Below are 18,758 nucleotides of genomic sequence, written 5' to 3'. Positions count from 1 at the left end.
CTGGAGCGGGAGCGAGCGAAAGGCGGGGCGATCACCATGGGCGAGCAGCACGTCTCCGAGCAGGCGAGCGAGGAGCAGCACAAGGCGTTCATGCGGGCGCTGCTCGACGACGTGGAGGCGCTCGAGCGCCTCCTCCTGGAGGATCGCATCGAGTCCGGCGTGCGCCGCATCGGCGCCGAGCAGGAGATGTTCCTCGTCGACCGCGCGCTCCGGCCCGCCCCGCTCGCGCTGGAGGTGCTCGAGCGGGCCGCCGACGATCGGCTCACGACCGAGCTCGCTCGCTTCAACCTGGAGGCGAACCTCACCCCGCTCCCGTTCGGCGGCGACTGCCTGCGGCGGCTCGAGGCCGAGCTCTCGGAGGTCATCGGGCGGGCGGCCGAGGCCGCGCGCGCCGTCGGCGCCGACGTCCTGCTCACGGGCATCCTCCCCACCCTGCGCGCCGGCGACCTCCGCCTCGAGAACCTCACGCCGGCGCCTCGCTACCACGAGCTCAACCGCGCGCTCTTGCGGCTGCGCCAGGGCGATTTCCGCGTCTCGATCCACGGGCTCGACGAGCTCGAGATGACCCACGACAACATCCTGCTCGAGTCGTGCAACACGAGCTTCCAGGTCCACCTCCAGGTCGGGGCGCGGGAGTTCGCGTCGCTCTACAACCTCGCGCAGGCGGTGACCGCGCCCGTCCTCGCCGCCGCGGTCAACTCGCCGCTGCTCCTCGGGCAGAGGCTCTGGCACGAGACCCGGATCGCCCTCTTCGAGACCTCGGTCGACACCCGCCCGAACACGCTCGAGGGCCGGCAGCACAGGCCCCGCGTCCACTTCGGCGACGGCTGGGTGCAGGGCGGCGTGCTCGATCTCTTCCGCGAGGACATCGCGCGGTTCCGCGTGATCATGACAGCCGATCCCGGCGAGCCCCCCGCGGCCGTGCTCGCGCGCGGGGAGGTGCCGGACCTCAAGGCCCTGCGGGTCCACAACGGCACCGTCTACCGCTGGAACCGCCCCTGTTACGGCGCCCTGGCCGGGGTCGCGCACCTGCGCATCGAGAGCCGCGCGCTGCCCTCGGGGCCCACGGTCCTCGACGAGGTCGCGAACGCCGCCTTCTTCTTCGGCCTGATGACCGGCCTCGCCGCCGAGCACCCGCGCATCGACCTCGAGATGCCGTTCGAGGACGCCAAGGCGAACTTCTTCGCGGCGGCCCGCCACGGCCTCAAGGCGCAGCTGACGTGGCTCGGCGGCCGGAGCCTCCCTGCCCCGGAGCTCATCCTCTCGCACCTCCTCCCCGCCGCCCGGGCGGGCCTCTCGGCCGCGGGCATCGACGCCGCCGACGTCGACCGGTACCTCGGCGTCGTCGAGGAGCGGGTCCGCAGCGGCCAGACGGGCGCGCAGTGGGCGCTCGGCTCGCTCGCGGCCATGGCCGGGCGGGGCACCCCGGAGCGGCGGAGCCGCGCCCTCTGCGCCGCGATGCTCGCCCACCAGCAGGAGGAGGCCCGGGGCGGGGGGGCCGGGCGCCCGGTGCACGCGTGGGAGCCCGCCGCGCTCGAGGACGACCTGGACCTCGTGCGCGACAGCTACCGGACCGTCGGCCAGTTCATGTCGACCGATCTGTTCACGGTGCGGCCCACCGACATCGTCGACTTCGCCGCGAGCGTCATGGACTGGCGGCACGTGCGCCACGTCCCGGTCGAGGACGAGCAAGGCCGGCTCGTCGGCGTCGTCTCTCACCGTGCGCTGCTCCGGCTCGTCGCCCGCGGCGCCGCGGCGGCGCCGAGCGGCTCCGCGCCGCCCACCGTCGCGTCGATCATGCGGCCCGACCCCGTGACCGTCGCGCCGGACACGCCGACGCTGGAGGCGATGCGGATGATGCGCGAGCACCGCGTCGGCTGCCTGCCCGTCGTCGCGGGCGAGCGGCTCGTGGGCATCGTGACCGAGCGCGATCTCCTCGACGTCTCGGCGGCGCTGCTCGAGGCCTTCCTGCGCGAGGCGTGAGCAGGCGCGGCTGCCGGTGACGCGCGAGCCGGAGCGACAGAGAGAGAATGAAACGCAAAGACGCAAAGGCGCAAAGTCGCAAGAAGAAGCGAGAAAAAAATTCTTCTCGATCTCCTTTTGCGTCTTTGCGTCTTTGCGCCTTTGCGTTTTTATTCTTCTAGAAACCCTGCGAGGAGCAGCGCTCCCGCGCGGAGCTCACAGATCGCTGATCTCGACGCACGTCATCGCGTCGCCCTTGGCCTGGCAGTCGAACACGGTGCCGTACGCGTTGAAGAAGCCCTGCTTCGTGCGCGTGACGTGGTACCGCGTCCCGTCGATCTGCCGGATGCTCGTGTAGCTCCCCTGACAGCCGATCGCGCCGAAGCTCGCGAGCAAGAGCCCGAAAATCAAAGAACGCTTCATTCGCCCGCCTCCGTCGTTACCTCGACCTCGGTGCACTCCGCCTTGCCCGGCGCGTCAGGGCACATCCACATCGCAGGCTGGTTGTTCTTGTGACCGGCCACATACACATAACCCGGCGCCGCGGGCGCCGAGTCGCTTGCAAATGTCGCACACCCCGCGAGCGCCGGAGCGCTGCAGAGCAACGCACTGCATAGAATGAGTTTCCGCATGGCCAACCACGCTACCGGCAAGCTCAGGCGTGGGCCAAATTAGCGCCCAGGCTGTCCCAACCGTTCTTCCTCCCACGTCGCTTTCTCGTGGAGCACCTCGCCGCCTGCGACGCCCTCGCCGCCCACGGTTGACACGCCGCGTTAGCGCACCTAAGGGAATTACCCCAACCGGTGTGCGCTGGCACGCCGGGATCCGGGGGGCTGCGCGGGGCGCGCGGGGCGGGCTCGCGATGGGCTCTCCGGCAGCAGAGGAGTCGACATGGCTTCAGGCAAGAATGGGAAGGGGGGCAAGGACCGGGTGGCGGTCGTTGCCGGGCTGCGCACGCCGTTCACCAAGGCGGGGACGGCGCTCAAAGCGCTGCGCACCGTCGATCTCGCCGCCACGGTGGTCAAGGAGCTCCTCCAGAGGAGCGAGGTGACCCCGCGCGACGTCACGCTCGTCGTCTACGGCCAGGTGGTGCCGACGCTCGACTGGCTCAACATCGCGCGCGAGGTCGTGCTGCGCACCGGCCTGCCCAAGGACATCGACGCCTACAGCGTCTCGCGCGCGTGTGCCACGTCGCTCCAGGCCATGACGAGCGCCGCCGAGGCGATGCTCGCCGGCCAGCACCACGTCGCCCTCGTCGGCGGCGCCGACAGCATGAGCGACGTGCCGCTCGGCGTCTCCCGGAAGCTCGCCTCCGCGCTGACCGACTTCCAGAAGGCCAGGACGCTCGGCGCCCGACTGGAGATCCTCTCCCGCCTCTCGCTGAAGGACCTCGTGCCCCCGATCCCGGGCTTCTCGCGCGAGCCGACCACGGGCGAGCAGATGGGCGAGGCCGCCGAGAAGATGGCGAAGCAGAACGGCATCTCGCGCGCCGAGCAGGACGCGATCGCCCACCGCTCGCACACGAACGCCGCGCGCGCCTGGCGTGACGGCACCTACGCCGCCGAGGTCATGCACGTGATCCCCCCGCCTTACGACAAGCCGGTCGAGCGCGACAACGTGGTCCGGGACGACTCGACCCTCGACGCCTACGCGAAGCTGTCGCCGGCCTTCGATCGGCGGCACGGCACGATCACCGCGGGCAACGCGTCGCCGCTCACCGACGGGGCGAGCGCCCTGCTCCTGATGCGCGAGGGCAAGGCCAAGGCGCTCGGCTACCAGCCGCTCGGGTACGTCAAGTCGTGGTCCTACGCGGCGGTCGACCCTGGCTGGCAGCTCCTGATGGCCCCGGTGCTCGCCGTGCCGCGGGCGCTCGAGCGCGCCGGCCTCTCGCTCGCCGACATGGACCTCGTCGACATGCATGAGGCCTTCGCCGCCCAGGTCGCGTCCAACCTGAAGGCGCTCGCGTCGCCGTCGTTCGCCGCGGAGAAGCTCGGCCGGTCCGCCCCCGTCGGCGAGATCGATCCGGAGAAGCTCAACGTCAACGGCGGCTCGATCGCGCTCGGGCACCCCTTCGCGGCCACGGGAGGGCGCATGGTCCTCTCCACGCTCCGCGAGCTCAAGAAGCGCGGCGGGCATCACGCGCTCCTCACCGTCTGCGCGGCGGGCGGCCTCGGCGCTGCCGTCGTCCTGGAGGCCGCATGACGACGACATCCGCCGCCGCCACGCCGGCCCCCGCGGCCGCGAGCCCGCTCTCCCTCGAGGTGCGCCCCGACGGCGTGGCCGTCGTCACCTACGATGTCCCGGGCGAGGCGGTCAACACGCTGAAGCCCACGTTCACCGGCGATCTCGAGCGGATCGCGGGCCAGATCGCGAGCAACCCGCTCATCAAGGCGGCGATCCTCGTGTCCGGCAAGGCCGACACCTGGATCGCGGGCGCCGACATCGAGATGCTGAAGGGCGTCGCCACGGCGGCCCAGGCCGAGGCGATGTGCCGTGCCGGTCACGAGGCGATCCTGCGGATCGTGCGCTCGCCGAAGCCGATCGTCGCCGCGGTCCACGGCGCCGCGCTCGGCGGCGGCTTCGAGGTGGCGCTCGCCTGCCACGCCCGGGTGCTGAGCGACGACCGGAAGACGGTGCTCGGCTTGCCCGAGGTGCAGCTCGGCCTGCTCCCCGGGATCAACGGGCTCCAGCGGCTCGCGGAGCGCGCCGGCCTGAAGGCGGCGCTCGACCACGGCCTCACCGGCAAGAACATGCGCCCCTCGAAGGCGCGGCAGCTCGGCGTCGCCGACGACGTCGTCCCCGCGGCCATCCTGAGGGAGACGGCCGCGGCGCTCGCCCTCAAGCTCGCGCGTGTCGAAGCCGGCCCGCCGTTCCGGCCCAGGCGGGCGAGCGCGCCGAAGCTCGACTCCGCCGCGCTCACCCGCGCGGCCCTGGAGCGGAACCCGATCGGCCGTGCCCTGCTCTTCCAGCAGGCAGCGCGGCAGACGCGCAAGAAGACCGGCGGGCACTACCCGGCGCCCGAGCGGATCATCGACGTGCTGAGGACCTATGCGGAGAAGGGCTTCGAGGCGTCGAAGGAGGTCGAGGCGCGCGCGTTCGGCGAGCTCGTCGCGTCGAGCACGGCGCACCGGCTAATGGAGCTCTTCTTCGCGACGAACGCGATGAAGAAGGACACCGGCGTGGACGACCCCGCCGTGCAGCCGAGGAAGGTCGAGAAGATCGCGATGATCGGCGCCGGCCTGATGGGGGCCGGCATCGCCTATGTCAGCCTGAACGCCGGCATCTCCGTGCGGCTCCGGGATCGCGACGACGCGTCGATCGGCCGCGGGCTCAAGTACGTGGCCGACATCCTCGGCGAGCGGGTGAAGAAGAAGCAGCTCACGCCGCTCGAGCGCGACGAGAAGCTCGCGCTGCTCACCGCGACCACGGACGCCTCGGGCCTCCGGAGCGCCGATCTCGTGATCGAGGCGGTGTTCGAGGATCTCGCCGTGAAGCACGCGGTCCTGCGGGACGTCGAGCAGCACGGCAAGGATGGGGTGATCTTCGCGTCGAACACGTCGTCGATCCCGATCTCGCGGATCGCGGCCGTGTCGAAGCGGCCGGAGAACGTGGTCGGGATGCACTACTTCAGCCCGGTGCACAAGATGCCGTTGCTCGAGGTCATCCGGACCGAGGCGACGTCGCCCGAGGTGGTCGCGACGGCGGTGGCGGTCGGCAAGCGCCAGGGCAAGACGGTCATCGTCGTGAACGATGGGGTCGGCTTCTACACGAGCCGGATCCTCGGGCCGTACATGAACGAGGCGAGCTGGCTGCTCGCCGAGGGGGTCGCGATCGAGCAGGTCGACGCGGCGCTCGTCGCGTGGGGCTGGCCGGTCGGCCCGCTCGCGCTGCTCGACGAGGTGGGCATCGACGTGGCGGCGCACGTCGGCCCGATCATGCTCGAGGCGTTCGGCGACCGCCTCGCGCCGCCTCCCACGATGGCCAGGCTGGTCTCGGACGACCGGAGGGGCCGCAAGAACGAGCGCGGGATGTACCTGTACGGCGCGGCGGCGAAGAAGAAGGGCAAGGGCAAGCACGCCGACGAGGGCGTCTATGGCGTGCTCGGGCTGCCGGTGCCGAGGGCGAAGGACAGCCCGCCGGTGCCGGTCGAGGAGATCCAGCTGCGCTGCTCGCTCCAGCTCGTGAACGAGGCGCTGCACTGCCTCGGCGAGGGGATCCTCCGGAGCCCGCGCGACGGCGACATCGGCGCGATCTTCGGCCTGGGTTTCCCGCCGTTCCGCGGCGGGCCGTTCCGCTACGTCGACAGCCTCGGCGCCGCGGAGGTGCTCCGCCGCATCGAGATCTACGAGCGCCGCTTCGGCAAGCGCTGGACGCCCGCACCGGCGCTCGTCGAGGCGGCGAGGACCGGGAAGCCCTTCTACGGCTGAAGAGAGAGAAGAAAAAAAACGCAACGGCGCAAAGACGCAACGGCGCAAGGGAGAGAGAAAGATTTGTTTCTTCTTCTCCTTGCGTCTTCGCGCCTTTGCGACTTTGCGTTTAAAATTCTTCATCCATCCACCACGCTCGCCGTTTCAATCGAGCTCCGCGGCCACATCCGACCCGGCCCCCGGGCCCTGATGGCCCGCGCCTTGCTCTCCTCTCGGCGAGGGAAAGACCGCGCGGGAGGGGGCCAGTCATGCGGAAGTGCATTCGCGATGCGGTGGTCGTTATCACCGGGGCATCTTCGGGCATTGGCAGGGCGGCGGCGCTCGCGTTCGCGAGGCGCGGCGCGCGGGTCGTCATCGCCGCTCGGGACGAGGCGGCCCTCGAGGAGGTCGCCGCCGAGTGCGCCAGCGTCGGCGCGTCGGCGCTCGCCGTCCCGACGGACGTGAGGGACGAGCACGCCGTCCGAGCGCTCGCCCGCGCCGCCGTCGAGGTGTTTGGCAGGATCGACGTCTGGGTCAACAACGCCGCCGTGTTCCTCTACGCGCGCGCGGACGAGGCGCCCTACGAGGCCTACCGCCAGGTCATCGAGACGAACCTGCTCGGCTATGTGCACGGGGCGCGGGCGGTGCTGCCCTGTTTCCGCGCGCAGGGCGCCGGGGTGCTCATCAACAACGTCTCCGTTCTTGGCAAGTTCGGCGCGCCGACCATGAGCGCCTACGTGATCTCCAAGTTCGGGGTCCTCGGCCTCACGTCCTGCTTGAGACAGGAGCTCTCCAGCACGCCGGACATCCACGTTTGCAACCTCCTGCCCGCGACGATCGACACCCCGATCTACCAGCACGCCGGCAATTTCACCGGCCACGCCGTCCAGCCGATCCGGCCGATCGTCGACCCCGAGCGGGTCGCGGCGGCGATGGTCTCCCTCGCCGAGCGGCCGCGGCGCGATGTATACGTCGGCGCCGCCGGCCGCATCACCGCCGCGGCGTTCGTCGCCTTCCCGGGCCTCATGGAGCGGCTGCTCGCGGCGTACACGCTCCGCGCGACCTTCCTGGATCGCGCGGCGCCGCACACCGACGGCAACATCTTCGTGCCCATGAAGCACTGGACCGGCGTGACCGGCGGATGGCGCGCGTCCTCGGGCGTCGCCGCGCTCCTCGACACCGCCCGGGCCTTCGCCGGCCTCGCGCTCGCACTCCCGTCCACGGCGGCAGAGCGCCTCAGGCCACGATGACATTGCCGCCCTGGCACCTTCCGTACGCGATTCCCCAGCCATCTTGACGCGCCATCGCCCCCGACGTGTCTCTCAACCTCGGGGGTCCTGTGACGTGTTCTCCACGGAGTCCCGGCATGCTGCGCCCACAGCAACGATTCAATTGAAATAAGGAGGCGCAACAATGAGCCGTTATGTGGCGCGCACGCTCCGAGGCGATGACTTTTCGACTCTGATGGAACTGGAGACGGCCCTCTTCGGCGGCGCGGGCGAAGGGGAGCTCGGGCGGTATTACATCCGTCTTTGCTGCGACTTCTTCAAGGACTCTTGTTTCATGGTCGAGGCCGCGGGGAGGCCCGCGGGCTACCTGCTCTCCTTCACGCGCGGCAAGGAGGTCTACTGCACGACCCTCGCCGTCCTGCCCGAGTATCAGGGCTCCCGCGCGACGCACACGCTGCTCCGCGCGTTCGTCGGGTCGATCCTCGGATGGGCGGAGTCGTGCTGGTTCACCGTCGAGGAGGACAACCACGCCGCGCGGGCGCTCCACGCCATGCTCGGCGCCAAGGAGATCGAGGTCCGCCCCGATTTCTATGGAACCGGACACCCGCGCATCATCTCGCGCATCGATCGCGACGCGTTCATGGCGCTCCGGGCCCGCTTCGAGAAGGTGGGGCTCGTCGATCGCCAGGCCGAGGCGAAGGAGCCGCGCGCGGCGGAGAGCGGCGGCATCGCCGCGGTGGCCTGAGGCCGACGGACCATGACGACCACCGCTCCGCTCGACCACGGCCGCCGCGCGCCGGCGGCGGGCGATCGGCCCTGGACCGAGGCGCTCTCCATCGCCAGCCGGGTCTCCGGCGTGATGGGGCTCGCGCTCGACGCCGTGTTCCGGACCAGCCTGCTCCCCACGCTGCCCGCCTCGCGCCACCGCGAGAGGGCGCGCCTCCTCCACGGGATCGCCCGGGACCTGTGCGCGCTGCACTGCCTGCGCGTCCGCGTGACCGGCGCGCTCCCTGCGTCGCCGTTCGTGGTCGTGGCCAACCACGTCAGCTACCTCGATCCGATCCTCCTCGCGTCGCTCACCCCCTGCACCGCCATCGCGAAGCAGGAGATCGGCAGCTGGCCGATCATCGGCGATCGCGCGCGCGATCTCGGCGTGCTGCTCGTCGATCGGCAGCGCCCGGCGAGCGGGGCGCGCGTGCTCCGGAGCGCGCTCCGGGCCCTGCGCCATGGCGTCCCGGTGCTGAATTTTCCGGAGGGCTCGACCACCCGCGGAGAGAAGGTCCTCCCGTTCCGGAAAGGCATCTTCGGCGTCGCCCAGCTCGCGGGCGTCCCCATCGTGCCCGCGGCCATCACCTACGATGATCCGGAGCTCTGCTGGGCGGGCGACGACACCTTCCTCCCCCATTTCCTCCGCTTCTCCAGCCGCCGAGAGGCGAGCGCCCGCGTCGCATTTGGCCCGCCGCTCGGCGATCACGGCGGCGCGGCGGATCTCGCGGACCGCGCCCGCGCCGTGATCCTGGACCTCTTGAGCCTGTAGGAGATCTCATGTCTCAACAACGAGCAGCCGCGTACCTGCGGCACGGGCAGACGCCGTTCTTTCGCCTCCCGACGGCGGGATTCCACGAGGCCGGCGCGTCCGCCTATTCCGGCGCCGACGCCGTGCTCCTCGGCGTCCCGTGGGACGGGAGCGTCACGTACCGCCCGGGCGCACGGTTCGCCCCCTACGAGCTGCGCCGCGTGAGCGCGCTCGTGCAGTCGTATCACCCCGGCCACGGCATCGACGTGTTCCGCGCGATCAACGTGCTCGACGGGGGCAATGTGCCCTTTCCCCCGTTTCACGCAGACTCCGTTCGCGAGCTGATCCAGGCCTCGGTCGACGAGGTGCTCGCGGCCGGCGCGGCCCCGTTCGTCGTCGGCGGCGACCACTCGATCGCGCTCCCGGTGCTCCGCGCGCTGTCGCGGCGCCACGGCCCCGTCACGGTCGTTCACGTCGACGCGCACCTCGACACGAGCACCTCGGAGGTGTGGGGCGAGCCGTTCCACCACGGCACGCCGTTCCGCAACGCGATCGAAGAGGGGCTGATCGGGCGGAGCGCGCTCCACCAGATCGGCATCCGCGCCACGTGGGGCCACCCGGAGGAAGGCGCCTTCGCGGCGCACGCCGGGGCGACCCTGTACGGCATGGATCGGATCGACCGCGACGGCGCTTCTGCGATCGCCGCCGCCATCAGGGCAGCCGCGGGCGAGTCGCCCGTCTACATCTCCTTCGATATCGACGGCGTCGACCCGGCCTATGCCCCGGGCACCGGCACGCCCGTGCCCGGCGGGCTCACCTCACGCGAGGCGATCCAGCTGCTCCGCGGCCTCGCGGGGATCAACCTGGTGGGCATGGATCTCGTCGAGGTATGCCCCGCGCTGGATCACGCCGACATCACCCTCCACCTCGGCGCGCACCTCCTGTTCGAGGGCCTGGCTCTCCTCGCGACGCGAAAGGGCGACCCGCCGCGCGGATGACGCGAATCGACGCGAATCGCGAAACCGCGGAATCGCGACACATGAATCCGCTCAATCCGCTGGCGCCCGCCGCCATTCCGGTGTCACATAAGAGACACTGGGATGACACGCTCGCCCGATCTATGCGGCCGCTACGCCGAGCTCCCGCAGCTCGATGATGCCTGGGCGCGCCTGGCGCGCACCTACGGCGGACGGGAAATAGCGATCGGGACGTCCGCAAACGGAAGACCCTTGCGGCGCTACGACTTCGGCAATCCGCTGGGTCCGACGTTCCTGCTGACGTCGCTCATGCACGGGGTCGAGGTGATCGGCGGGCTCGCGCTGCTCGATGCGGTCCGGTCGATCCTGGCGAGCGGACGAGCGGGCGCGGCGGCGCGGGCGCGGCTCGTCGTGGTGCCGGTCGTCAACCCCGACGCGTTCGCCGACAACCTGGAGCGCCTCCGCGGCGAGCGGCGAGCGTCGCAGCGCTGCAACGCCCGCGGCGTGGATCTGAACCGGAATTTCGCGCCGCTGTCCTCGTCGCGGCCGCTGCACCCGTTCGCGGGCTCGCGGCTCCGGTGGTCGCCGCACTACACGGGGCCTCACGCGTTCTCGGAGCCCGAGTCGCGCGCCCTGCGCGACGTCGCGCTGGAGACGCGGCCTGCGCTCGCGATCGGCTTTCACAGCTGCGGCAACTTCCTGCTCTACCCGTGGGCGCACACCGACGTGCCCAACCCGCGCGAGCCGCTGTACCGGGCGCTCGGCGACGCCTTCTGCCGGGCTCTACCGCGCGAGCGGTACGAGATCCGCCAGGCGGCGCACTGGTACCCCACGGTCGGCGACATGGACGACTGGCTCGACGCCAACCTCGGAACGCTCGCCTTCACGGTGGAGGTCAGCCGTCCTGCACGCTCCTTCCGCGACATCCGCCGGCTGCTGAACCCGTTCTGGTGGCTGAACCCGCGCGAGGCCGACGAGGCGATCGCCAACGTCGTCCCCGGCGTCGGCGCGCTCCTCTGCGACGCCCTCGATCGCGGCGTGGGCGGCGCGCCCTCGCGGGCGGCCCCGCCGCTCGACGCGCCGCCTGCGGAGCTCTTCGCCGACGCCGCCGAGTGAAACGGCCGCGCTCCTCGTGTACTCGCCGGGCGCGCGGCTGCCTCTGGCCGCCATCCCGCGCTGGCCAGAGGGCGACGGCGGCGAGGACTGTCGAAAAGTGCCAGTCCCGCGCGCAGCATCCACTATCCTTCGGGCGTGGACGCCGCCACGCCCCGCATACCGCCGACCGTGCGGATCAGCCCGAGCGCGGCGGCTCGTCAGGCCGGCGCCGACGAGTCGGACATCTGGCAGCACACCCCCGACGAGATCGTCGAGGGCAAATACCGGCTGGTCCGACCGCTCGGGCGCGGGGGCATGGCCGAGGTCTGGCTCGCCGTGCACGTCACGCTCAAGACCGAGCTCGCCGTGAAGTTCCTCAGCGCCTCGCTGACCGGCGACGCGGAGCGGAGCCGCACCGTCCTGGAGAGGTTCCGGTTCGAGGCCCAGATCTCGGCCCGCCTGAGCGCGCGCACGCGGCACATCGTCGCGGTCCACGACGCAGGGGTCCACGACGACATCCCTTACCTGGTGATGGAGCACATCCCGGGGCGAACGCTGTTCGCCGAGGTGCGCCAGAAGGGACCGATCGATCCGGTGCGCTTCGGGCACATCCTTGATCAGATCGGGGACGCGCTCACCGTGGCGCACGACATGGGCATCGTGCACCGCGACCTGAAGCCTTCGAACGTGATGCTCGTCGGCACGCCCGGCGCGGAGCTGACGGTGAAGGTCGCGGATTTTGGCATCGCCAAGGCGCTGCACGGCGATCTAGGCCTGGATCGGCCGCAGGAGACGGAGGCCGACGTCATGCTGGGCTCGCCGAACTACATGAGCCCGGAGCAGCTCGCCTCGCCGCTCGCGGTCGACGCGCGGGCCGATGTCTGGGCGCTCGGCGTGCTGACCTATGAGGTGCTGACGGACTGGACGCCTTTTCAAGGCAACAGCATCGCGGAGATCATCGTGGCGGTCAGCACCCGCGATTTCGAGCCTGCCACGGAGGTCCGGCGATCGCTTCCCCAGGGGCTCGACGCCTGGTTCTCGCGCGCCCTCGCGAAGGGGCCGGCGCAGCGGTTCGCCTCGATCCGCGAGATGGTGGAGGCCTACCACGCCGCGCTCTCGGCGCCGCCGCCCGAGCGGCCCGCGGAGGTCGCGCCGCCGCGGCGGCCTCGGGTGGCGCCCGCCGTGGCGCTGGCCTGCCTGACCGCGCTCGGGGGGACCGCCGCGCTGGCGGCGCGCCTGCTCGATCGGCCGCGCCTGGAGCAGCCGGCGCGGCTCATGGCCCCCGGCGTGCGGGGCGCGCTCCAGGCGGTCGCGCTGCGCTCGCCGCCCCCGCCGCAGCAGCCCGCCGCGGCCGAGCCGCCGGCCATGGCCGAGCCGCCGGCCTCCGCGGCGGCGCCCGCGCCGCCTGCCTCCGCAGCGCCTGCGCAGCCGCGCTCGTCCCAGCGCCGCCCCGGGGCTGACAGGGCCGCCCCGCGCGCGACGGCGACCACCGCGCCCACGGTGCCCCGGCGCCGCAAGGAGATCGACAAGAGTGAGACCTTTTGAGCGACGGCTCATCACGCTCTGCAGCGTCGCCATGCTCGCGGCGGCGCCGGCGCGCGCGCTCGCCGTCGGGGCCGAGGAGGACGCGAAGACGCTGTTCGCCCGGGGGCGCGAGCTGCGGAGCACCGGACAGTGCGAGCAGGCGGTCATCGCCTTCCGGAGCGCGCTGGAGATCTACCCCGAGGGGCTCGGCGCGCTCCGGAACATCGCCGAGTGCGAGGAGGAGCTCGGCCGCTATGCCTCGGCGAGGCGAGACTGGTGGGATCTCCGGCGCGCCGCGCTCCAGTCCAACGAGGCCAAGTACGCCGGGTGGAGCGATGACGCCGAGGCCCGCTACCGGGCGCTCGGCAGCAAGGTCGGGACGTTGACCGTCCGGCTGAAAGGCGCCGAGGGGCGGCCGCCGGTCCAGGTGGTGCTGGACGGCAAGCCCCTCGACCCGAGGCTCCTCGGCGTCGAGCTCGAGCGCGATCTCGGCGCCCACACGGTCGAGCTGTTCTACGGCGGCGCCGCGCCGATCGCGGAGCGCGCCGAGCTCACGCCTGGCGCCCGTCAGGTCGTGACGCTGGCCGTGCCCGCGCCGCTCCCGGGGCGCGACGCGCTCTCCGCGCCGAGCGCCTCCGGCACGCCGGCCAGCGGCATTCGCATGGGCGGCTACGTCGCGCTCGGCGTCGGCGGCGCTGGCGCGATCGCGACCGTCGTGGCGCTGGCCGTGCGCGCCGGCGCGCTGTCCGCGGTCGAGGACGGGTGCGCCCCTGCCAGCGGAGGCGCCTACGAGTGCCCGCCGTCGCTCCAGGGCGACTACGACACGGGCAAGACCGCCTCGACGCTCGCCGGCGTCTTCGCCGGCGTCGGCCTGGTCGGGATCGGCGCCGGCGTCACGCTGCTCCTGCTGAGCCCTTCCGAGCCCACGTCGCCGGCCCCTGGCAAGCCGGCGGCGGAGCTCGTCCTCACGCCAGCCCCGGGCGGCCTCGGCGCGCGCCTGCTCGTGAGGTTCTGAGGTTCGGCGATCGGGCGCGACCGGGCCGTGACGCGGCAGCGTGGGAGCGCGGGTCGCTGAGCTTGTCTTTCCGCACCCGGGCGCTACCCCATGATCGAGGCGAGGGCGCGCGAGGCGGGGAGGTCGAGATGAGCTCACAGCGAAACAAGATCCTTGGTTCGATTGCAGGGAGCGGCGCGGTCGCCGTCCGCGGGGCGGCGGAGGCGCTGTTCTCGGCGGCGGGCAAGAGGCTCCTCGACGAGGGCGCGCGGGAGGGCCTGCGACGCGTGATGGTCGAGAACACCACGGCGGTCGTGGACGCGCTCGCGCCCGGGCTCTCGCTGGGCGCGCAGACGACGGCGAAGATCATCGCGGATCAGGGCGGAACGCAGGCCGCCGCGATCGTCGCGCAGGCAGCGGGACGACACGCGGGCCAGGCCGCGCTCACCGACGGCGTCTCGGCCGCGGTCGCGAAGGGGCTGGCCCGAGAGGCGATGAGGGCCGCGGGCCGGGAGGTCCTGAAGGGCGCGGGCAAGGCGGCCGGCATCGGGTTCGTGATCGACGGCGCCTTCGGTGCCTACGAGGGCGTCACGGCCTACCAGCGAGGCGAGATGACGAGGAAGGAAGCGCTCGCGCACGCGGCGCAGGAGGCCTCGACAGGCGCGGTGGCGACCGGCGCCGGCGTGCTGCTCGCGGCGGGCCTCGTCGCGGTGACCGGCGGCGCCGCGGCGCCTCTCGTCTTCGCGGTGGGCGCTGGCGGCGCGATCGGCGCGAAGCAGGTCCTGCGGCGGCTCGTCGGCCGGGTGTCCTCGAAGGTCCTGGCCCGTAACGTCGCTGACGAAGGCCAGGTGGGATGACGCCACGAAGGTGGCGTGTGTCCCGGCCAGCGCGCTCACCGACTCGACCTCTCCTTGCGCGCGGCCCTGCGTTCCTCTCGTGCATCGGCCCCGCGGCGCCCCTATGGCAATTGCCTTCCGTGCCTTTCGCGTGATGGTGTTCCGACGTAGATCATCTCCATGCGACGACGCATCCCGAGGCGTTCATTCCTGCGCGTCGGTGGAGCTGCAGCCGCGACGCTGACCCTACCGTTCTCGCTGATCTTCTCGCGGAGGACGCAGGCGGCCGGCCGGTTCGGGCCTCTCGTGCCCGATCCGGCGGGCATCCTCGACCTCCCTGCGGGCTTCACGTATCGGGTCCTCGAGCGCGCAGGCGGCGAGATGGACGACGGTTACCGAGTTCCCGGCCGGCCGGACGGCATGGGGTGTTTTCCTGGGGCCGACGGCACCGTCGTCCTGCTCAGGAATCATGAGAACTCGCCTGCTGATGAGGGCATTGGCCCGTATCGATCCGGCCAGGGCGCGCCGGCGGAGGCGTACGACGCGGCGAGCATGGGCGGCGTCACGAGGCTCGTGCTGGACGCTGCGACGTTCGAGCGTCGCTCGAGCAATCTCGTGCTCGCTGGCACGAACCGGAACTGCGCGGGCGGCCCGAGCCCCTGGGGCTGGCTCAGCTGCGAAGAGAATGTCGACGCTCGCCACGGCTACGTCTTCGTCTGCGCGGCTACCGCGTCCAGGGTGGAGGCCCCGCGACGCCTGACCGGCTATGGCCGCTTCCATCACGAGGCGGCGGTCGTCGATCCCACGACGAGGATCGCTTACCTGACCGAGGATCGCCCGGACGGCTGCTTCTACCGCTTCAAGCCGGCGGACCCCGCCGCTCCGTTCGAGGGCAAGCTCCAGGCGCTCTGCGTCGTCGGAGCGCGCAACGCCGAGACCTCGGGCTGGGAGCTCGAGGAGCCGCGCGAGATCGCGTGGGTGGATATCGACGAGCCCGATCCACGCGACGACACGGTCAGGACGGAGGCCCGGACCAAGGGGGCCGCGATCTTCCGGCGCGGGGAGGGCGTCTGCCTATCGCAAGGCGTCGTGTACATCTGCGCGACGATCGGCGGCCCGGCCGGGGCCGGGCAGATCTTCCAGCTGGTCCCCCAGGGAGATGGCGGCACGCTCGGGGTCGTCGCGCAATCGACGGACACGAACGAGCTGGACGCTCCCGACAACATCACCATCGCCCCCTGGGGAGAGCTCTTCATGGCGGAGGATGGCTATCGAGGGAACTACCTTCGAGGTGTGACGCTGGACGGGCAGATCTTCGATTTCGCGCGCAATGCGCGGAGCATGAGAGAGCTCTCCGGCGTGTGCTTCTCGCCCGACGGCAAGGCGCTCTTCGTGAACATGCAGGAGGACGGCCTCACGCTGGCGGTCATGGGCCCGTTCCCCGGGGCGGGCGCCCTTCGCGAGTGAGGCGCGCTCGTTCATTCGGGCTCGGGGATCCGCGCTGCGCGATCTCCGCGCGCGGCCATGGCCGCGATCGTCGCGTCAGGGGCTGGCGCGGCCGCGCACAGGGCCCGCGGCCGGAGCGCGTCGATGCGCTGCTCGATCTGCGCGCGCTCTGCGGCGTTGGCCGCGCAATCGCGGGCTCGCTCGAGGGCCGCCAGCGCTTGATCCACCCTCCCCGTCTCCTCGAGCAGGACGCCCTGGACGAGGTGAGCATAGGGGTAACGCGCCAGAGCCGGGTGATCGATGGCCGTCGCGATCAGCTTCAACCCTTCCGCCGCGCCCAGCGCCCGGGCGACCGCGAAAGCACGGTTCACGCGCACGATCGGGCCCGGGCGGTGCTGCTCGAGCGACTCGTAGAGGATCGCTATCTGGAGCCAGTCGGTGTCCTCGGCGCGCGGCGCCGAGCAGTGGACCGCCGCGATCGCGGCTTCGATCTGGTAGGGGCCGGGGCGCCCCCGCTCGAGCGCCTCTCGCAGCAACGCGCAGGCCTCGTCGATCGCGGCGCTGTCCCACCTCGATCGGTCCTGCTGCTCGAGGCTCCGGGGCTGCCCTTCCTCGTCGGTCCGGGCCGGCATGCGCGCCGCGTGCAGGAGCAGCAGAGACAGCAGGCCCTGCACCTCGGGTACCCGTGGCAGCGTTGCGTCGAGAGCCCGAGCCAGGTGCATCGATAGCCGGGTGAGGCCACGACGTATCGGCGCCTCGTCGCCACGGGACCAGTATCCCGCGTTGAAGACGAGGTGGATCACCGCGAGCACGGCGTGGAGCCGCTCCGGCGCCTCCTCCAGCCGCGGGACTTCGTAGTGCTTGCGCCGCTCCCGGAGCCTCTCGCGCGCCCGGGTCAGCCGGCGCTCCATCGCCTGCGCGCTCACCAGAAACGCATGCGCGATCTCGTCCGTGGAGAGCGCCGCGACCGTCGACAGCGCCAGCGCCGCCCGCTCCTCGAGGCCGAGCGCGGGATCGCAGCAGGTGACGACGAGGCGCAGGACATCGTCCGGCCACCGCGCGGCGTCCGGCGCCGAGAGCAGCGCCTCGGACCAGGGACATCGCGCCGCGAGCGCCGCGAGCGCGGTCGCGTGCCGCTGCTCTCCGCACCGCCGCCGCAAGCCGTCTCTGTGGATGTTCGTGGCGACGCGCACGAGCCACGCCTCCGGCGCGTCGGGGACGCCCCGCTCTGGCCACGTCGCGAGGGCCCTGGCGACGGCCTCCTGCACCGCGTCCTCCGCCGCGTGCAGATCCCGCGTGTGGCGAAGCAGCCGCGCGAGCACGGGCGCATACGCGCGGCGGAGCAACGGGGCGAACCCCTCCATGACTACGGCGTGCGCTGCCAGGTGACAGGCCGGATCTCCACGGATCCATCCGCCGGGCAGATCTGCTGCGCCCGGGCCGCGGCGATGGTCTCATCGGCGCACTCGATCAGGTAAAAGCCAACGAGCCACTCCTTGGTCTCCATGTAGGGCCCATCGGTGATCGTCGCGGTCGTCCCCTGCACGCGCACCGTACGCGCCTTGTCTCGCCCGTCGAGCCTCGCCACGGCGAGCAGCTCGGCGCGCGCGGTCGCCTCTTGCTGGAGGGCGCGGTGACGGTCCAGCACCGCGCGCTCGTCCGCCGCGGGGAGCGGATCGCCCTCGGGGCGCGCGCTGTGGATCAACAGGACATAGATCATCCGATATCTCCTCGCGCGAACGCGTACGACGCCTGCAGATACGATTCCCACCGCGCGGCGTGCTCGAGCGGCACCGCGAGCCACTCACGAAAGATCCTCCCGCTCGGCGCGAACACCGCCCCCTCACCGGCGGTGATCGCCGCAGCGACACGCGCCGCCGGGAGCTTGACGACGAGGTGCCTCCCGTCGCGGTCGATCGACGCGAAGAACCGGCCCCCCACGCGAAGGCACGGGAAGCCCATCATCGTGCTGCGCGCGACGCTCGGCTCGAGGGCCCACCGCTCGGAGAGCCGCGAGAAGAGCTCGGCTCCGCCCGTCATTGTCGTCACGCTCCTCCGCGCTCCGAGCGATGCGCCGCCTGCTCGAGCGCCTGCGCCATCGCGGTCGGCATCGCGGTCGCGCGCCACGCTTCCCGCTCGTCGAGCCGGGCGAGCCACGCGCGGAGGTTCGGGAACGGCGCCAGGTCGACGCGGCCGAGGGCGGCCATGGGCAGCTGGCACCCGAGCGAGTAATCGGCGAGCGTCACCGCGTCACCGGCCACAAATGCGCGCGCCTTCAGGTGCGCCTCCAGCAGCGCCGCGTACGGCTGGAACTGCTCGAGGGCGCGCTGGGCGACCGCCTCGTCGGGCTGCCCTCCCATGAGCGGCTTGAACAACCGCTCGAAGAGCACCGCTCCGAGGGCACGCCCGAAGTGCGAGAGCTCCCAGCACTGCCAGCGAACCACATCGATGCGCCGCCTGGGGTCACGGGGAAACAGCGACGTCGCGCCATGGGCATCCGCAAGATACTGCATGATCGCGTTGGACTCCCAGAGCCGCAGATCTCCGTCTACAAGGCTCGGAACGAGGCCGTTCGGGTTGATCGCGAGGTAATCCTGGCTCTTGTGCGCGCCTGTAGCGAAGTCGACGAGGATCGTCTCGACGGGCACCGACAGCTCGTGGACGACGGCCTGGACCTTGCGGCAGTTGGGCGATCCCGGAACGATGTAAAGTTTCACAAATCGGCTCCTTTCGGAGGCTGGCGAGCCCCCGCCCGCCGCTTCCTGGAGCGAGA

The 18,758-nt window shown here is 71.7% G+C and carries 18 protein-coding genes; 12 read left to right on the top strand and 6 right to left on the bottom strand.

Annotation, left to right across the window (positions count from 1 at the left end; translation table 11 throughout):
- Positions 1-36: 36 nt before the first annotated feature.
- Positions 37-1,983, top strand: a complete 1,947-nt coding sequence (locus WMF12_RS00295) for a CBS domain-containing protein (RefSeq protein WP_437859099.1) — start codon at positions 37-39, stop codon at positions 1,981-1,983.
- Positions 1,984-2,178: 195 nt separating this feature from the next.
- On the opposite strand, the gene WMF12_RS00290 is transcribed toward WMF12_RS00295, so the two are convergent.
- Both WMF12_RS00290 and WMF12_RS00285 read right to left on the bottom strand, forming a co-directional pair.
- On the bottom strand, positions 2,179-2,385 hold the full coding sequence (locus tag WMF12_RS00290) for a hypothetical protein (RefSeq protein ID WP_012232684.1): 207 nt from the start codon (positions 2,383-2,385) through the stop codon (positions 2,179-2,181).
- Positions 2,382-2,594, bottom strand: coding sequence for a hypothetical protein (locus tag WMF12_RS00285; protein WP_437859098.1), 213 nt, complete (start codon positions 2,592-2,594; stop codon positions 2,382-2,384). Before WMF12_RS00285 ends, WMF12_RS00290 begins: the two co-directional genes overlap by 4 nt.
- A 259-nt stretch (positions 2,595-2,853) precedes the next feature.
- Here WMF12_RS00285 and fadI point away from each other — a divergent pair, with 259 nt between their 5' ends.
- From fadI to WMF12_RS00230, 11 genes are all read left to right on the top strand, one after another.
- Positions 2,854-4,164: an acetyl-CoA C-acyltransferase FadI gene (gene fadI / locus WMF12_RS00280; RefSeq protein WP_437859097.1), complete on the top strand. Its 1,311-nt coding sequence runs from the start codon at positions 2,854-2,856 to the stop codon at positions 4,162-4,164.
- Positions 4,161-6,389 (top strand): fatty acid oxidation complex subunit alpha FadJ, encoded by a 2,229-nt coding sequence (gene fadJ / locus WMF12_RS00275; protein WP_437859096.1) that lies wholly within the window; start codon positions 4,161-4,163, stop codon positions 6,387-6,389. Before fadI ends, fadJ begins: the two co-directional genes overlap by 4 nt.
- A 248-nt stretch (positions 6,390-6,637) precedes the next feature.
- Positions 6,638-7,618: an SDR family oxidoreductase gene (locus tag WMF12_RS00270; protein ID WP_437859095.1), complete on the top strand. Its 981-nt coding sequence runs from the start codon at positions 6,638-6,640 to the stop codon at positions 7,616-7,618.
- Between the two features lie 214 nt (positions 7,619-7,832).
- On the top strand, positions 7,833-8,342 hold the full coding sequence (locus WMF12_RS00265; protein WP_437743558.1) for a GNAT family N-acetyltransferase: 510 nt from the start codon (positions 7,833-7,835) through the stop codon (positions 8,340-8,342).
- A gap of 12 nt (positions 8,343-8,354) precedes the next feature.
- On the top strand, positions 8,355-9,134 hold the full coding sequence (locus WMF12_RS00260; protein ID WP_437859094.1) for a lysophospholipid acyltransferase family protein: 780 nt from the start codon (positions 8,355-8,357) through the stop codon (positions 9,132-9,134).
- Between the two features lie 8 nt (positions 9,135-9,142).
- Positions 9,143-10,111: an agmatinase gene (speB, locus tag WMF12_RS00255; protein ID WP_437859093.1), complete on the top strand. Its 969-nt coding sequence runs from the start codon at positions 9,143-9,145 to the stop codon at positions 10,109-10,111.
- A 102-nt stretch (positions 10,112-10,213) separates the two neighbouring features.
- Positions 10,214-11,206, top strand: coding sequence for a M14 family metallopeptidase (locus WMF12_RS00250; protein ID WP_437859092.1), 993 nt, complete (start codon positions 10,214-10,216; stop codon positions 11,204-11,206).
- A gap of 135 nt (positions 11,207-11,341) precedes the next feature.
- Positions 11,342-12,730 carry a serine/threonine-protein kinase gene (locus WMF12_RS00245; RefSeq protein WP_437859091.1) on the top strand — a complete coding sequence of 463 codons (1,389 nt, stop codon included), beginning with the start codon at positions 11,342-11,344 and terminating at the stop codon, positions 12,728-12,730.
- Positions 12,717-13,724 (top strand): tetratricopeptide repeat protein, encoded by a 1,008-nt coding sequence (locus WMF12_RS00240; RefSeq protein WP_437859090.1) that lies wholly within the window; start codon positions 12,717-12,719, stop codon positions 13,722-13,724. The genes WMF12_RS00245 and WMF12_RS00240 overlap by 14 nt, the downstream gene beginning before the upstream one ends.
- Before the next feature lie 128 nt (positions 13,725-13,852).
- Positions 13,853-14,560, top strand: coding sequence for a hypothetical protein (locus WMF12_RS00235; RefSeq protein WP_437859089.1), 708 nt, complete (start codon positions 13,853-13,855; stop codon positions 14,558-14,560).
- A 159-nt stretch (positions 14,561-14,719) separates the two neighbouring features.
- Complete coding sequence (locus WMF12_RS00230; protein WP_437859088.1) at positions 14,720-16,006, top strand: alkaline phosphatase PhoX; 1,287 nt, start codon at positions 14,720-14,722, stop codon at positions 16,004-16,006.
- 11 nt (positions 16,007-16,017) lie between these two features.
- On the opposite strand, the gene WMF12_RS00225 is transcribed toward WMF12_RS00230, so the two are convergent.
- From WMF12_RS00225 to WMF12_RS00210, 4 genes are read right to left on the bottom strand one after another with little or no spacing between them, the layout of a single operon-like run.
- The gene (locus WMF12_RS00225; protein WP_437859087.1) at positions 16,018-17,349 is read right to left on the bottom strand and encodes an RNA polymerase sigma factor; all 1,332 of its coding nucleotides are present in this window, start codon (positions 17,347-17,349) and stop codon (positions 16,018-16,020) included.
- A gap of 2 nt (positions 17,350-17,351) precedes the next feature.
- Positions 17,352-17,705, bottom strand: a complete 354-nt coding sequence (locus WMF12_RS00220; protein WP_437743549.1) for a YciI family protein — start codon at positions 17,703-17,705, stop codon at positions 17,352-17,354.
- Positions 17,702-18,025, bottom strand: coding sequence for a hypothetical protein (locus WMF12_RS00215; RefSeq protein WP_437743548.1), 324 nt, complete (start codon positions 18,023-18,025; stop codon positions 17,702-17,704). The genes WMF12_RS00220 and WMF12_RS00215 overlap by 4 nt, the downstream gene beginning before the upstream one ends.
- A gap of 5 nt (positions 18,026-18,030) precedes the next feature.
- Positions 18,031-18,702: a glutathione S-transferase family protein gene (locus WMF12_RS00210; protein ID WP_437859086.1), complete on the bottom strand. Its 672-nt coding sequence runs from the start codon at positions 18,700-18,702 to the stop codon at positions 18,031-18,033.
- Between the last annotated feature and the right edge of the window lie 56 nt (positions 18,703-18,758).

The organism is Sorangium sp. So ce363 (genome assembly GCF_051520435.1).
Lineage (GTDB): Bacteria > Myxococcota_A > Polyangia > Polyangiales > Polyangiaceae > Sorangium > Sorangium cellulosum_B.
The sequence above is the reverse complement of the archived record's forward strand: the minus strand, read 5'-3'. Positions and strand labels throughout refer to the sequence as shown.

Excerpts from the sequence above, each read along its gene's own strand:
- WMF12_RS00295 (WP_437859099.1), top strand. The coding sequence starts at position 37 with ATGGGCGAGCAGCACGTCTCCGAGCAGGCGAGCGAGGAGCAGCACAAG.
- WMF12_RS00290 (WP_012232684.1), bottom strand. The coding sequence starts at position 2,385 with ATGAAGCGTTCTTTGATTTTCGGGCTCTTGCTCGCGAGCTTCGGCGCG.
- WMF12_RS00285 (WP_437859098.1), bottom strand. The coding sequence starts at position 2,594 with ATGCGGAAACTCATTCTATGCAGTGCGTTGCTCTGCAGCGCTCCGGCG.
- fadI (WP_437859097.1), top strand. The coding sequence starts at position 2,854 with ATGGCTTCAGGCAAGAATGGGAAGGGGGGCAAGGACCGGGTGGCGGTC.
- fadJ (WP_437859096.1), top strand. The coding sequence starts at position 4,161 with ATGACGACGACATCCGCCGCCGCCACGCCGGCCCCCGCGGCCGCGAGC.
- WMF12_RS00270 (WP_437859095.1), top strand. The coding sequence starts at position 6,638 with ATGCGGAAGTGCATTCGCGATGCGGTGGTCGTTATCACCGGGGCATCT.
- WMF12_RS00265 (WP_437743558.1), top strand. The coding sequence starts at position 7,833 with ATGGAACTGGAGACGGCCCTCTTCGGCGGCGCGGGCGAAGGGGAGCTC.
- WMF12_RS00260 (WP_437859094.1), top strand. The coding sequence starts at position 8,355 with ATGACGACCACCGCTCCGCTCGACCACGGCCGCCGCGCGCCGGCGGCG.
- speB (WP_437859093.1), top strand. The coding sequence starts at position 9,143 with ATGTCTCAACAACGAGCAGCCGCGTACCTGCGGCACGGGCAGACGCCG.
- WMF12_RS00250 (WP_437859092.1), top strand. The coding sequence starts at position 10,214 with ATGACACGCTCGCCCGATCTATGCGGCCGCTACGCCGAGCTCCCGCAG.
- WMF12_RS00235 (WP_437859089.1), top strand. The coding sequence starts at position 13,853 with ATGAGCTCACAGCGAAACAAGATCCTTGGTTCGATTGCAGGGAGCGGC.
- WMF12_RS00230 (WP_437859088.1), top strand. The coding sequence starts at position 14,720 with ATGCGACGACGCATCCCGAGGCGTTCATTCCTGCGCGTCGGTGGAGCT.
- WMF12_RS00225 (WP_437859087.1), bottom strand. The coding sequence starts at position 17,349 with ATGGAGGGGTTCGCCCCGTTGCTCCGCCGCGCGTATGCGCCCGTGCTC.
- WMF12_RS00220 (WP_437743549.1), bottom strand. The coding sequence starts at position 17,705 with ATGATCTATGTCCTGTTGATCCACAGCGCGCGCCCCGAGGGCGATCCG.
- WMF12_RS00215 (WP_437743548.1), bottom strand. The coding sequence starts at position 18,025 with ATGACGGGCGGAGCCGAGCTCTTCTCGCGGCTCTCCGAGCGGTGGGCC.